The 14381-nt window shown below is 68.5% G+C and carries 10 protein-coding genes; all 10 read left to right on the forward strand.

Features of this window, described 5'->3' with window-relative positions; all coding sequences use genetic code 11:
* Nucleotides 1–44 precede the first annotated feature (44 nt).
* The 10 genes from AC1C2U_RS03675 to AC1C2U_RS03720 all read left to right on the forward strand — a co-directional run bounded on the left by AC1C2U_RS03675 (nt 45) and on the right by AC1C2U_RS03720 (nt 14356).
* Nucleotides 45–1529, forward strand: coding sequence for an SDR family NAD(P)-dependent oxidoreductase (locus AC1C2U_RS03675; protein WP_495360354.1), 1485 nt, complete (start codon nt 45–47; stop codon nt 1527–1529).
* Nucleotides 1530–1703: 174 nt separating this feature from the next.
* Complete coding sequence (gene pepN / locus AC1C2U_RS03680) at nt 1704–4253, forward strand: aminopeptidase N (RefSeq protein WP_495360355.1); 2550 nt, start codon at nt 1704–1706, stop codon at nt 4251–4253.
* A 177-nt stretch (nt 4254–4430) separates the two neighbouring features.
* Complete coding sequence (locus tag AC1C2U_RS03685) at nt 4431–5342, forward strand: ABC transporter ATP-binding protein (RefSeq protein ID WP_495360356.1); 912 nt, start codon at nt 4431–4433, stop codon at nt 5340–5342.
* Nucleotides 5339–6196 (forward strand): ABC transporter permease, encoded by an 858-nt coding sequence (locus tag AC1C2U_RS03690; protein WP_495360357.1) that lies wholly within the window; start codon nt 5339–5341, stop codon nt 6194–6196. Before AC1C2U_RS03685 ends, AC1C2U_RS03690 begins: the two co-directional genes overlap by 4 nt.
* Nucleotides 6197–6206: 10 nt before the next feature.
* Nucleotides 6207–7544, forward strand: a complete 1338-nt coding sequence (locus AC1C2U_RS03695) for a sensor histidine kinase (RefSeq protein ID WP_495360358.1) — start codon at nt 6207–6209, stop codon at nt 7542–7544.
* Nucleotides 7541–8251 (forward strand): response regulator transcription factor, encoded by a 711-nt coding sequence (locus AC1C2U_RS03700; protein ID WP_495360359.1) that lies wholly within the window; start codon nt 7541–7543, stop codon nt 8249–8251. Before AC1C2U_RS03695 ends, AC1C2U_RS03700 begins: the two co-directional genes overlap by 4 nt.
* A gap of 88 nt (nt 8252–8339) precedes the next feature.
* Nucleotides 8340–11018, forward strand: coding sequence for an aminopeptidase N (gene pepN, locus AC1C2U_RS03705; RefSeq protein WP_495360360.1), 2679 nt, complete (start codon nt 8340–8342; stop codon nt 11016–11018).
* A gap of 11 nt (nt 11019–11029) precedes the next feature.
* The gene (locus tag AC1C2U_RS03710) at nt 11030–12148 is read left to right on the forward strand and encodes a mechanosensitive ion channel family protein (protein WP_495360361.1); all 1119 of its coding nucleotides are present in this window, start codon (nt 11030–11032) and stop codon (nt 12146–12148) included.
* 47 nt (nt 12149–12195) lie between these two features.
* Nucleotides 12196–12609 (forward strand): globin, encoded by a 414-nt coding sequence (locus AC1C2U_RS03715; protein WP_495360835.1) that lies wholly within the window; start codon nt 12196–12198, stop codon nt 12607–12609.
* A 61-nt stretch (nt 12610–12670) separates the two neighbouring features.
* Nucleotides 12671–14356, forward strand: a complete 1686-nt coding sequence (locus AC1C2U_RS03720; RefSeq protein ID WP_495360362.1) for an FAD-binding dehydrogenase — start codon at nt 12671–12673, stop codon at nt 14354–14356.
* Nucleotides 14357–14381 lie beyond the last annotated feature (25 nt).

Below are 14381 nucleotides of genomic sequence, written 5' to 3' on the forward strand. Positions count from 1 at the left end.
CAGCGCACAGGTGATCGTGGGGTGGCGGCCCGTAGAATTTCCGGATGTCCTCCGACGCCTCTCCCTCCTTCAGCGCGCCCACGATCGACGCGGGAGACCTCGAGGCGACGCTGCGGGTACTGGCCACGCTCAGCGAGCTCGATGAGCACGACCCCGACTTCGAGACCGTGCGCCATGCGACCGCGAAGATGTTCAAGGCGGTCAAGGTTGCGCGCAGACTCGAGAAGCGGAAGGTCGTGCAAGAGGCCGACCGCGCCGTGATCGCCGCGACGGCGACCGGCGCACCCACCCGCATCGACGACGAGACCCGCGGCGCAGACCTGGTCAGCGGCACCGATGCCCGCACCGCCGGCGAGCTGCGCGTGGCGCGCCCCTGCTACATCTGCAAGCAGCGCTACACGCTCGTCGACGCGTTCTACCACCAGCTCTGCCCGACCTGCGCCGCACTGAGCCACGCCAAGCGCGATGCGCGCACCGACCTCACGGGCAAGCGTGCGCTGCTCACCGGCGGACGAGCGAAGATCGGCATGTACATCGCGTTGCGACTGCTGCGCGACGGAGCCCACACCACGATCACGACGCGGTTCCCGCGGGATGCCGCCCGGCGGTTCGCCGCGATGCCCGATGCCGGCGAATGGCTCGACCGCCTGCGGATCGTCGGCATCGACCTGCGCGATCCCGCACAGGTGATCGCGCTCGCCGACGACGTGGCCGCGCAAGGACCGCTCGACATCCTCATCAACAACGCAGCACAGACCGTGCGCCGCTCCCCCGGTTCGTACTCGCCCCTCGTCGAGGCCGAGTCCTCGCCCCTCCCCGACGGGCCGATGCCCGAGCTCGTGAGCTTCGGCCACACGAACGATGCGCATCCGCTCGCTCTCGCGGACTCGGTGTCGAGCCACCCGGTGCTCTCGTCGGGTCTCTTCGCGGGCACCATGACGGCCGACGATCTCACGGCGCTCGCGCTCGCACCTGGCTCGAGCTCGCTCGCGAGACTCGCCGATCGCACGGCGATCGACGCCGGCGGCCTCGTGCCCGACCTCCACCACGAGAACAGCTGGAGCGCGGTCGTGCAGGATGTCGACCCGCTCGAGATGCTCGAGGTGCAGCTCTGCAACACGACAGCCCCGTTCATCCTCGTGAGTCGCCTGCGGGCGTCGCTGGCCGCGACATCCGCTCGCCGCAGCTACATCGTGAACGTGTCGGCCATGGAGGGCGTGTTCAGTCGTGGCTACAAGGGACCGGGGCATCCGCACACGAACATGGCGAAGGCGGCGGTGAACATGCTCACCCGCACGAGCGCGAAGGAGATGCTCGCCGACGGCATACTGATGACGAGCGTCGACACGGGATGGATCACCGACGAACGCCCGCACCCCACGAAGGTGCGGCTCGCCGAGGAGGGATTCCACGCGCCGCTCGACCTCGTCGACGGTGCCGCGCGGGTCTACGACCCGATCGTGCGCGGCGAGGCCGGCGAAGACGTCACCGGGGTGTTCCTGAAGGACTACGCACGCGCCGACTGGTGACGTCGCAGTGACGGTCACGGCGGCGGTCTCGATCGCGGCGCGCTGAGCCGCGGCATCCGCTCGACCTGCGACCTGCGACCTTCGAATCTTCGTGACCGCGGCCCGGCCGAGAGCTAGGCTGGTGCACGTTGCCTGCGGCCATGAGCCGCGTCGATGACTGGCGAAGGAGCGCACGTGCCCGGAGAGAACCTCACCCGAATCGAAGCTGAGGAGCGCGCAGCGCTCGTCTCGGTGCATGACTACGACGTCGTGCTCGATGTCACCACGGGGCCGGAGGTGTTCCGGGCCACGACGACCGTGCGCTTCGCCGCATCGACCCCCGGCGCATCGACGTTCATTGACGCGATCACGGCGGCCGTACACTCGGTCACCCTGAACGGCATCGAGCTCGACCCCGCCGAGGTGAGCGACGGCGTGCGAATCCAGCTGGCGAATCTCGCAGCTGAGAACGAGCTCGAAGTCGTGGCCGACGGCCGCTACATGAACACGGGCGAGGGCCTGCACCGCTTCGTCGACCCGGTCGACGGCGAGGTCTACCTCTACACGCAGTTCGAGGTGCCCGACTCCCGGCGCATGTTCGCCGTGTTCGAGCAGCCCGACCTGAAGGCCGCGTTCAAGTTCACCCTCACGGCGCCAGCCCACTGGGAGATCGTGTCGAACTCTCCGACGCCCGAGCCGGTCGACGCCCACGACGGCGCCAAGACCTGGGCGTTCACGCCCACCCCGCGTATCTCGAGCTACATCACGGCGATCGTGGCCGGGCCGTACCATGTGGTGCGCGACGAGCTCACGAGCAGCGACGGCCGCACCATTCCGCTCGGCGTGTTCAGCCGCAAGAGCCTGTCGCAGTACCTCGACGCCGACTACATCTTCGAGAAGACGAAGCAGGGCTTCGAGTACTACGAGGCGAAGTTCGACGTGCCGTACCCGTTCGAGAAGTACGACCAGATGTTCGTGCCCGAGTACAACGCGGGTGCGATGGAGAACGCGGGCGCGGTGACCTTCACCGAGGTCTACGTGTTCCGCTCGAAGGTCACCGACGCGGTGCGGGAGCGTCGCGTGGTCACGATCCTGCACGAGCTCGCCCACATGTGGTTCGGCGACCTCGTCACCATGAAGTGGTGGAACGACCTGTGGCTGAACGAGTCGTTCGCCGAGTGGGCGTCCACGATCGCCACCGCCGAGGCGACCGAGTGGACGGAGGCGTGGACGACCTTCAACTCCATGGAGAAGAGCTGGGCCTACCGTCAAGACCAGCTGCCGTCGACGCACCCGGTCGTCGCGACCATCAATGACCTCGAAGACGTGCAGGTGAACTTCGACGGCATCACCTACGCCAAGGGCGGCTCGGTGCTGAAACAGCTCGCCGCGTGGGTGGGTGTCGAGGCCTTCTTCAAGGGCGTCTCGGCGTACTTCAAGAAGCACAAGTGGGGCAACACGACCCTCGCCGATCTGCTCGCCGAGCTCGAGATCGCGAGCGGCCGCGACCTGTCGGGCTGGTCGGAGCTCTGGCTCGAGACGGCAGGCGTCAACACCTTGCGTCCTGAAATCGCGACGGATGAATCGGGCACGATCACGGCCTTCACGGTGCTGCAGTCCGCACCGGCCGACTACCCGACGATCCGCCCGCACCGCCTGGCGATCGGCTTCTACAACCTCACGGGCGGCAAGCTCGTTCGCGACCACAGGGTCGAACTCGACGTCGACGGCGAGCGCACGGATGTCGCGGAGCTCGTCGGTCTCGCCCGCCCCGACCTCGTGCTGCTGAATGACGACGACCTCGCCTACGCGAAGATCCGTCTCGATGACGCCTCCCAACAGGTCGCCCTCGCGAACCTCTCCGAGATCGAGGACCCGCTCGCGCGGGCCCTCGTGTGGAGCTCGGTGTGGGACGCCACGCGCGACGCCGAGACGAGTGTGAGCGCCTACCTCGACCTCGTGCTCGGCAACATCGCGAGCGAAACCGAATCGACGACGCTGCGCATCGTGCTCGCCAACGCTGGGCTCTCGGCGAGCGCGTACACCGCAGCCGAGCACCGCACCGAAGCGCGCCGCAAGCTCGCCGACGGGTTCTGGAAGCTCGCCGAGGAAGCCGCGCCCGGCAGTGACGCGCAGTTCCAGTTCGTGATGAACTTCGCGGCCATCGCCGAGGCCGGATCGCACATCGACGAACTCGCCTCCCTCGCCGGCGGCTCGCTGACCCTCGAAGGGCTCGAGATCGACACCGACCTCGGCTGGGAGTTGCTCATCGCACTCGTCGCTGCAGGCCGGGCGGGCGACGCCGAGATCGATGCGCGCCTCGCGACCGACAACACCGCGACGGGTCTGCAGTCTGCTGCACACGCGCGTGCCGCGATTCAGACGGTCGAGGGCAAGGAACGTGCCTGGGCCTCGCTCATCGACGTCGACACTGCGACCAACACTGTCGTGCGCGAGACGGCCGAGGGTTTCCTTCGTGCCGGCGATCCCGCTCTGCTCGAGGCCTTCGTGGAGCGCTACTTCGCGATGCTCGAAGAAATCTGGGAGGCGCGCAGCTACGCGATCGCAGAGAAGCTCGTCGACGGGCTCTACCCGTCGCCGCTCGCAAGCCAGGCGCTCGCCGATGCGAGCCGCGCCTGGCTCGAGACGCACCCCGACGTGCCGGCACTCCGCCGGCTCGTCGTCGAGCGTCTCGCGGGCATCGACCGGGCTCTCGCCGTGCAGGCACGCGACGCACAGAAGTAGCCGCCCGCCGGTCGAGTAGCGAAGCGTAGCGAGACCCTTCGCGAGGTCTCGATACGCTCCTGCGTCGCTACTCGACCGGCGCACGGCTGGTCGAGTGGTACCGCGGTACTACCTGACCAGCCCTGAACCATTCCCCAGACGGATGTCCCGGCCGCGACTGATCCGTAGCGTTGAAGCATGATCACGGCAGAAGGGCTCGTCAAGCGCTACGGCGCGAAGACCGCCGTCAACGACATCAGTTTCACCGTCCGTCCTGGGCAGGTCACCGGATTCCTCGGTCCGAACGGCGCAGGCAAATCCACCACGATGCGCATGATCGTCGGCCTCGACCGACCGAGCGCCGGTAGCGTCATCGTCAACGGCAAGCCGTTTGCCTCGCATCGCGCGCCGCTGCACGAGGTCGGCGCACTGCTCGACGCCAAGGCGGTGCACACCGGCCGGAGCGCCTACAACCACCTGCTCGCGATGGCGGCAACGCACGGCATCGGCGCGAGCCGGGTGCGCGAGGTCATCGAGCTCACGGGGCTCGAGTCCGTCGCACGCAAGCGCGTCGGCGGGTTCTCGCTCGGCATGGGCCAGCGACTCGGCATCGCCGCGGCGATGCTCGGCGATCCCGCCACGCTGATCCTCGACGAGCCCGTCAACGGCCTCGACCCCGAGGGCGTGTTGTGGGTTCGCCAGTTCGTGCGCCACCTCGCTTCCGAAGGCCGCACGATCTTCCTCTCCTCGCATCTGATGAGCGAGATGGCCGTCACCGCCGACCATCTCATCGTGCTCGGCCGAGGCGAGATCATCGCCGATGCACCCGTCGCCGACATCATCGCCGGAGGCACACGTCCCCGCGTCATGGTGCGCTCACCACACTCCTCGCAACTGGCGGATCTGCTCGCCGCACCCGACGTCGCCGTGGTGCGCTCCGAGGCAGGAGTGCTCGAGATCACGGGCGTCGAGGCATCCGGCATCGGCGACCTCGCAGCCCAGCACGGGCTGGCAATCCACGAACTCACCCCCCTCAGCGCGTCGCTCGAAGAGGCCTACATGGCCCTGACCGCCGACGCCGTCGAATACCGTACGGAGGCAGTCCGATGACCACGATCACACCCACCGCAGCGCACCCGTCGCAGCGTGCTCGATCAACCTCGCTGAGCTTCGGCGGCGTGCTGCGCTCCGAGTGGATCAAGCTCCGGAGCCTCCGTTCGACCGTGTGGTCGTACCTCATCGTCATCGCGCTCTCGCTCGGCATGGCGCTCATCATGTCGTTCAGCATGGTGAGCGGTATGAGCGGCGGCGCGGATGCCTCGGGCGCGCCGGCCGAGCAACAGCTCGCGCTCATCGGGCAGTCCTCAGTGTTCGGCGTCTACTTCGGCCAGCTCGTCGTCGGTGTCCTCGGCGTGCTCGTCATCAGCGGCGAGTACACCACGGGCATGATCCGCTCGACCCTCACGGCTGTTCCGAAGCGGCTGCCGGCCCTCGCGGCAAAGGCCATGGTGCTGTTCGCGGCGACGTTCCTCGTCGGACTGATCAGCACGTTCGGCGCCTACCTCGCCTCGTCGCTCGTCTTCGCGGGCGACGGCGTCTCGGCGAGCATCACCGAGCCGGGCGTGTACCTCACCCTGCTCGGCGGCGCACTCTACCTCGCCCTCGTCGCGGTCTTCGCGCTCGGCGTGGGCACGATGCTGCGCTCGAGCGCCGGTGGTATCGCCGCAGTGCTCGGCCTGCTGCTCCTCCTCCCGAGCGTGCTGCAGATGATCCCCGCCGACTGGGCCCAGGACATGGTCCCCTACCTGCTCTCCAACGCCGGACTCGACCTGTTCTCCGATGCGATCTCGGGTGGCGCCACTGGCGACGGGCTGAATGTTTGGCAGAACCTCCTGGTCGTGCTGGCGTGGGTGGGGGCATCCATCGCCGGCGCTGCGGTGCTGTTGAAGCGACGGGACGCGTAGAGTCCTGTCCATGGCGGAAGCACCCTTCTCCCCCGGCTACCCGGCTTCGGTAGTCGGGGGAGAGCTTCGTCTGCCGAAACCGCCCGGCGTGATCCGCCAGTTCTGGGCGAGGCATCCCAGGATGACCGACGCACTCATCGCGGGCCTCTACTTCCTGCCGACCTTCATCGGCACGCTCGTCGTCGCGGTCGTCGGCGTCCTGGCTCCTCCGCTGTGGACGAGCGTGCTGCACCTGGCCGGTATCGTCGCGGTCGGCGCAGCCCTGCTGCTCTTCCGCCGGTCGCGACCGTGGTGGGTCCTCGGCACGGCCTGGGCGGTCTGCCTGCTCGTCTACCCGTTCGGCACGACCGACGTGCTGCCGATGCTGTTCGCCCTTTACGGGCTCGGCGTCTACCGCTCGACGAAGGCGGCGTGGATCGGGTTCGCGGGGTCGGTCGCCGTGGTCACGGCCTCGGCGTACATCGCGGAGTGGCTCTCGACGAACGCGCTCGTCGCGCGACTCAACATCTCCGAGGGCGGCCCCTTGGCATCGGCGTCGCAGTATGCCGTTGTCATGCTCGTCGCGACGCTCATCGGCGTCACGGTCGGCAACCGCCGTCGATACCTGAACGCGCTCATCGCGCGGGCCCACGACCTCGCACGGGAACGCGACCAGCAGGCTCGGCTCGCCGCGGTGGCCGAACGGGCGCGCATCGCCCGTGAGATGCACGACATCGTCTCGCACGGCCTGACCGTCATGATCACGCTCGCGGACGGGTCGGCAGCGACCGCCGAACGAGATCCCGCCCGCGCCGCCGACGCGATGCGCAACGTCGCCGACACCGGGCGCAGCGCGCTCGACGAGATGCGACGCATGCTCGGCGTGCTGCGGGATCCCGCCGACGAAGGGGCCGACCTCGCACCGCAACCCGACGTTGCGGCGATCCCCCGCCTCGTCGACGGGTTCCGCGAGGCCGGGCTGCCCGTGCACCTCACCACCGTCGGCGCTCCGATCGTCGAACCGACCCTGCAACTGGCGGTGTACCGCGTCGCGCAGGAGGGCCTCACCAACGCCCTGCGCCATGCGGTGCGCGCCCACCGTGTCGACGTGCGCATCGAGCACCGCGACGACGAGGTCGAGATCTCGGTCGAAGATGACGCGCCCGTGGCGACCGACCAGACCATGCACGGTGCAGGCCGCGGCCTCGCGGGCCTCCGCGAGCGCGTCGCCCTCTACGGCGGCACCCTCGAGGCCGGCGCGCTGCCCGTGCGAGGCTGGCGGCTGCGTGCAGTGCTGCCGACGCGACGAGGCGCAGACGTACGCGACGGCGAGCGCGACCACGAGAGCGACGGCGAGGAGCCACGATGACCGACGAGCACGCACCGATCCGAGTCGCGATCGTCGACGACCAGGCGCTCGTGCGCACGGGGTTCCACATGGTGCTCGATGCCGAGCCCGGCATCGAGGTCGTGGGCGAGGCCGCTGACGGCCACGCCGCCGTCGCGCTCGTGCGCGACGTACCGGTCGACGTCGTGCTCATGGACGTGCGGATGCCCCGACTCGACGGCATCGCCGCGACCGAAGCCGTGACCTCCGGCGCCACGCCCCCGCGCGTGATCGTGCTGACGACCTTCGATCTCGACGAGTACGCTTTCGCCGCGATCCGCGCGGGCGCGAGCGGGTTCCTGCTGAAAGACGTGCGCCCAGCCGAGCTGGCGTCGGCGATCCGCACGGTCCACTCCGGCGAAGCCGCGCTCTCGCCTCGCGTCACTCGACGCATGATCGAGTTGTTCAGCAATGAACTGCCTGGCCCGATCGACGGGCACGACGGCGAGCCCGACCGATCCGTCGGAGTGCTCGAAGTGCTCACCCCACGCGAGCGGGAGATCCTCGTGGCGATCGCGGAAGGCTTGAGCAACAGCGAACTCGCCGCGCGGTTCTTTCTCTCGGAGTCGACCGTGAAGACCCACGTCGGCCGCGTGCTCGCGAAGCTCGATGCCCGCGATCGAGTGCACCTCGTGATCATGGCGTACGAACAGGGGCTGCTGCCCGCGCCCGGCTCCGGGGCGGGTTGAGTCGGAGCGCATCGAGTTCGGCCGTGCAGTGCTCGGCGGCGTCGAATCAGTAGGCTGGCGAGTCAACGACCATACGGAGGCCCCGCACATGCCCGCTGTCGATCTCACCCGAACCGAAGCCGAGGAACGCGCACTGGTCGTGCGCACCCCTCGCTACGAAGTTCAGCTCGATCTGACCGGCGCGGGCGAGACTTTTCGCAGCGAGACGCGCGTGAAGTTCCTGGGCACCGTCGGAGCATCGACCTTCATCGAGGCGTGTACCAGCGAAGTGCACGAGATCACCCTGAACGGCCGGCCACTCGACCCTGCCGTCGTGAGCGACGGCACTCGCATCCGGCTCGATGGGCTCGACGAGGAGAACGAGCTCCACGTCATGGCGACGGCCTCGTACACGAACACGGGCGAAGGCCTGCACCGATTCGTCGATCCCGTCGACGGCGAGACATACCTCTACACCGAGTTCGCCGTCGCCGAGGCGAACCGAGTCTTCGCGGTATTCGACCAGCCCGACCTCAAGGCCTCGTTCACGTTCACCATCACCGCGCCCGCCGCATGGACGGTGCTGAGCAACGCGACGACGCCCGAGCCGGCTTCGTTCGCTGAGCCCGCCGAAGCGATCGCGCCCGAGGGCTTCCCTTCGACAGGCTCAGGGCGCACGAGCGCGACAGGTTCAGGGGGCACGAGCGCGACAGGCTCAGGGCGCACGAGCGCGACCTGGTCGTTCGAACCGGGCCCGGTCATCTCCAGCTACATCGTCGCGATCATCGCCGGCCCGTACGCCGCATGGCACGGCACCGCGCGCAGCATCGACGGTCGCGACATCCCGCTCGGCCTCTTCACACGCGCCTCGCTCGCCCGGTACGCAGAGCCCGAGGTCATGTTCGAGCTCGTGCAGGCCGGCCTCGGGTTCTACGAGACGGCCTTCGGCGTGCCGTACCCCTTCGGCAAGTACGACCAGATCTTCGTGCCCGAGTACAACTGGGGCGCCATGGAGAATGTCGGCGCAGTCACGTTCAACGAGTCGTACCTGTTCCGCTCGCGTGTGTCCGACGCACGACGCGAGCAGCGCGCGATCGTCGTGCTGCACGAACTCTCGCATATGTGGTTCGGCAACTCGGTCACGATGCGGTGGTGGAACGACCTGTGGCTGAACGAGTCGTTCGCCACGTGGGCGTCGACGCTCGCGACGGCCGCTGTCACGGAGTTCACGGGGGTCTGGGCGACGTTCGCAAGCGACGAGAAGACGCACGCAGCCGAACAGGACCAACTGCCGTCGACGCATCCGATCGTCGCCGAGATCGCAAGCCTCGCCGATGTCGAGGTCAATTTCGATGCGATCACGTACGACAAGGGCGCCTCGGTGCTGAAGCAGCTCGTGGCCTGGGTCGGACTCGATGCCTTCCAGCGGGGCGTCGGCGCGTATCTCACGGCCCACGCCACTGGCAACGCCACCCTCCGCGACCTGCTCGACGAGCTCGAGAGCGCGAGTGGCCGCGATCTCACCCGGTGGTCGGCGCTCTGGCTCGAGACGGCGGGCGTCAACACCCTTCGAGCGGTGATCGAGACGACTGAGCCGACCACGACCGGCGCGGGTACGATCACGGCGGCGCGTGTCGAGCAGTCCGCGGCACCGGGGCATCCGACGCTGCGCCCCCACCGTCTCGCGCTCGGCTGCTATGTACTCGGCCCCGACGGTCTGCAGCGAACCCACCGCATCGAGCTCGACATCGACGGCGCAGTGACCGAGGTTCCCGATCTCATCGGCCAGCACCGACCCGACCTGCTGCTCGTGAACGACGACGACCTCACGTACGCGAAGGTTCGACTCGACGCCGCGTCTCTCGAGACGGCGATCGCCCATCTCCCCGACATCGTCGACCCGGTCGCGCGCGCCGTCATCCTCGGCTCGGCGTGGGACGCCGTGCGCGACGCGGAGGTGCCGACGATCGATTTCGTGCGACTCGTCATCGGCAGCATCGGTCACGAGACGCAGTCGGCGGCGCGGGGGCTGGCGCTGATGCGCCTCGAACTCGCGATCGGACGCTACCTCGCCGAAGAGCGCCGCCCACAGCTCGCCGCCGAGGCGGGCGATGCCGTGTGGGCGCTCGCCGAGCTCTGCGAGGCCGGCTCAGACGCCCAACTGCAGTTCGTCAAGGGGTTCACCCGACTCGCGGCCACCGCGGCGCACGCCGACGTGCTCGGCAGCCTGCTCGACGGCTCGATCAAGCTCGACGGGCTCGAGATCGACCTCGACCTGCGCTGGGAGCTCGTGATCGCCCGGGCCACCCTCGGCGCAGCCTCCGACGAGGAGATCGCCGATGCACTCGCCCGCGATAACACGGCCAAGGGCCGCCTGCTCGCCGAGACGGCACGCGCTGCACGCCCCGATCAGGCGATGAAGGATGCCGCATGGCGGCGCGTGGCGACGGACGCCACGCTGTCGAACGATCTCGCGCGCGCGATCGCCGATGGCTGGCGGCGCACCACGCAACCCGAGCTCCTGGCCGGCACCGCCGCGGAGTACTTCGCCTCGCTGCAATCGGTGTGGGAGCGCCGCAGTTTCACGATGGCCTCGCTCGTCGTGAATCGACTGTTCCCGGCGCCATTCGTCTCCACCGAGCTCGCCGCGATGGCCCGCGATTGGCTCGAGGCGAATCCGACGCCGGCGCCACTCCACCGCCTGGTCTCCGAGCAACTCGACGAACTCGAACGTGCACTCGCCGCTCAGGCCCGCGATGCCAGCGAGCTCTCGGGCACGGCTCAGTAGACTTTCACAACATGTTCGTTTTCGATTCGCCCGCCACTGACGAGAACCCGGTGTCCGTCGACTTCTGGGCGCGCATCGTCGATTACTGGGTCGAGAACTGGGACGTCGTGCTCGGCAAACTGATCTCGATCATCTTCATCATCGTCATCGCGCTTCTGGTGCGTTGGGTGCTGCACTTCGTCATCGAGCGAGTCGTCACGCAGGTCGTCTCGGGCGTCAAGAAGAAGCAGGATGTCACCGACACCCAGGCGCTGCAGGCATCGCCGCTCGCGGCCGTTCGTCTCGTGCAGCGCACGAGAACCCTCGGCTCAGTGCTCACGAACATCGTGAACGTGACGCTCTTCATCATCGTCACGCTCCTCGTCGTGACCACCATCAACGAGACGATTCTGAGCTCGTTCGCCCTGCTCACTGCGGCACTGGGCGCCGGTCTCGGCTTCGGCGCCCAGAACATCGTGAAAGACGCGCTCAACGGCATCTTCATGGTCGTCGAAGACCAGCTCGGCGTCGGCGATGTCGTCGACCTCGGCCCGGCAACCGGCATCGTCGAAGAGGTGCGCATCCGGGTCACGAAGATCCGCGACGTGAACGGCACGCTCTGGTTCGTGCGCAACGGCGAGATCCTCCGGGTCGGCAACATGTCGCAGGGCTGGGCGCGGGTGATCGTCGATCTCGCCGTACCGTACGACGTCGACGTCGACGAGGTCGAGGCGACGCTGTTGCGTACCGCGACCGAGATGGCGCAGTCGGCCAAGTGGCGTTCGCGCGTGCTCGAGAAGCCCGAGGTCTGGGGGATGGAATCGATCACGGCAGATGCGCTCGTCACCCGCGTCGTCATGAAGGTGCGGTCCTCGGCGAAAGACGACGTCGCAAGCGAGCTGCGCATGCGCTTGAAGCGGGCGCTCGACGAGCTGGGCGTCAAGCTGCCGAGCCTCACCAGCGTCGTGCTGGCCGGGTTCGACGGCGCGACACGGGTGAAGGGTGCGAGGCCGCCCAAGACCACGCCGAGCGCCGTCGTCGACGGCGACACGGGCGCCGCAGCGGCGCGGGCCGCGCTGAAGATGCCGCGAGCGCCGCGCGCCCCCAGACTGCCGAAGCTGCCGAAGCCGCCGACCGGAGAATCATCGTGAGTGAGCAACTGCCGACCGAGGCATCCGGCCCCCCGCAGCCTGCGAACGTGCCGCTCCGCGGCACCGAACACGGCGCGGCACTCGGGCCCTCGTTCTACGAGACCGTGGGCGGCCGCCAGACCTTCGAGCGGCTCGTCGCGGAGTTCTACCGGGGCGTCGCAAGCGACCCCGTGCTGAAGCCCATGTATCCCGAGGAGGACCTCGGGCCTGCTGCCGAGCGGCTCACGATGTTCCTCGAGCAGTACTGGGGCGGGCCGGGCACCTACAGCGAGCAGCGCGGGCACCCGCGCCTGCGCATGCGCCATCAGCCGTTCAAGGTGAACCCCGACGCCCGTGATCGTTGGCTCGCGCACATGCGGGTCGCCGTCGATTCGCTCGCATTGCCGCCGCTCGCGGAAGAGACCCTGTGGGACTATCTCCAACGGGCCGCATACGCAATGGTGAACACCTTCGACGAATAACCGCACGCCCCGCTCGATCAACACCCGCAATCCGATCACCACCCGAGACGAAGGAGTCCTTGTGGCCGCCTCCCCCGCACCCACCGCGACCGATCGCACCCCGAAGCCCGCCGACGCGATCGTCGTCGGCGCCGGACTCTCCGGCCTCGTCGCCGCGGCCGAACTCGTCGACGCCGGCAAGCGCGTCGTGATCGTCGACCAAGAGCCCGAAGCGAGCCTCGGCGGCCAGGCGCACTGGTCGTTCGGCGGACTCTTCCTCGTCGATTCCCCCGAGCAGCGCCGCATGGGCGTCAAAGATTCGGTCGAACTCGCGCATCAGGACTGGGCAGGCACCGCGGGCTTCGACCGGGACGAAGACGACTGGGGGCGGCGCTGGGCCGAGGCATACGTCGACTTCGCGGCAGGCGAGAAACGAGCGTGGCTCCACCAGAAGGGCGTGCGATTCTTCCCCGTAGTCGGCTGGGCCGAGCGCGGCGGGTACAACGCCATCGGGCACGGCAACTCGGTTCCGCGATTCCACATCGTGTGGGGCACCGGCCCCGGAGTGCTTGCGCCCTTCATCGCCAAGGTGAAGGCGGGCGAGGCCGCAGGTCTCGTCGAACTGCGCCATCGGCACCGCGTCGACGAGCTCATCGTCGAAGCCGGCGCGGTCGTCGGCATCCGCGGCGCCGTGCTCGCACCCGACACCGCTGCCCGCGGCGAATCGTCCAATCGCGACGAGGTCGCCTCGTTCGAGCTGCGTGCGCCGGCGGTCGTCGTCGCCTCCGGGGGAATCGGCGGCAACCACGACCTCGTGCGCGCAGCGTGGCCTGAACGACTCGGGCAGGCGCCGGCGAACCTGCTCTCGGGCGTGCCTGCACACGTCGACGGTCGCATGCTCGGCATCGCCGAGGCATCCGGCGCCCGGCTCGTCAACGGCGACCGCATGTGGCACTACACCGAAGGCATCACGAACTGGGATCCGGTCTGGCCCAAACACGGCATCCGCATCCTTCCCGGCCCGTCGTCGCTCTGGTTCGACGCCGACGGCAAGCGACTACCGGTGCCGCTCTTCCCCGGATTCGACACCCTCGGCACGCTCGAACACATCGCCTCGACCGGTCACGACCACTCATGGTTCGTGCTCACGCAGAAGATCATCGAGAAGGAGTTCGCCCTCTCGGGCAGCGAGCAGAACCCCGATCTCACCGGCAAAGACGTGAAACTGCTCGCCGAGCGCCTCGGTTCGGGCGCACCCGGCCCTGTCGAGGCGTTCAAGCAGCACGGCGTCGACTTCGTGGTCGCCGATACTCTGCCCGAGCTGCTCGAGGGCATGCGCGGCCTCTCGGCCGAAACCGAGCTCGACACCGAGAACATCGAGCGCGAGATCATCGCCCGCGACCGCGAACTCGACAACGAGTTCTCCAAAGACCTCCAGCTCACGGCGGTGCGCGGTGCACGGAAGTACCGCGGCGACAAGCTCATCCGCGTCGCGACCCCGCACAAGATCCTCGACCCGAAGGCCGGCCCGCTCATCGCGGTGAAGCTGCACATCCTCACCCGCAAGAGCCTCGGCGGCATCCAGACCGACCTCGACTCGCGGGCTCTCGGAAGCGACGGCGCCCCGGTTCCGGGTCTCTACGCGGTCGGCGAAGCGTCGGGGTTCGGCGGCGGTGGCGTGCACGGGTACCGCGCGCTCGAGGGCACCTTCCTCGGCGGATGCCTCTTCACAGGGAGGGCCGCGGGGCGCGCGATCGCCCGGGGCTGAGCCTTCTGAGGGTTGAGCCTGTCGA

It is taken from the genome of Agromyces sp. Y575 (assembly GCF_059445445.1).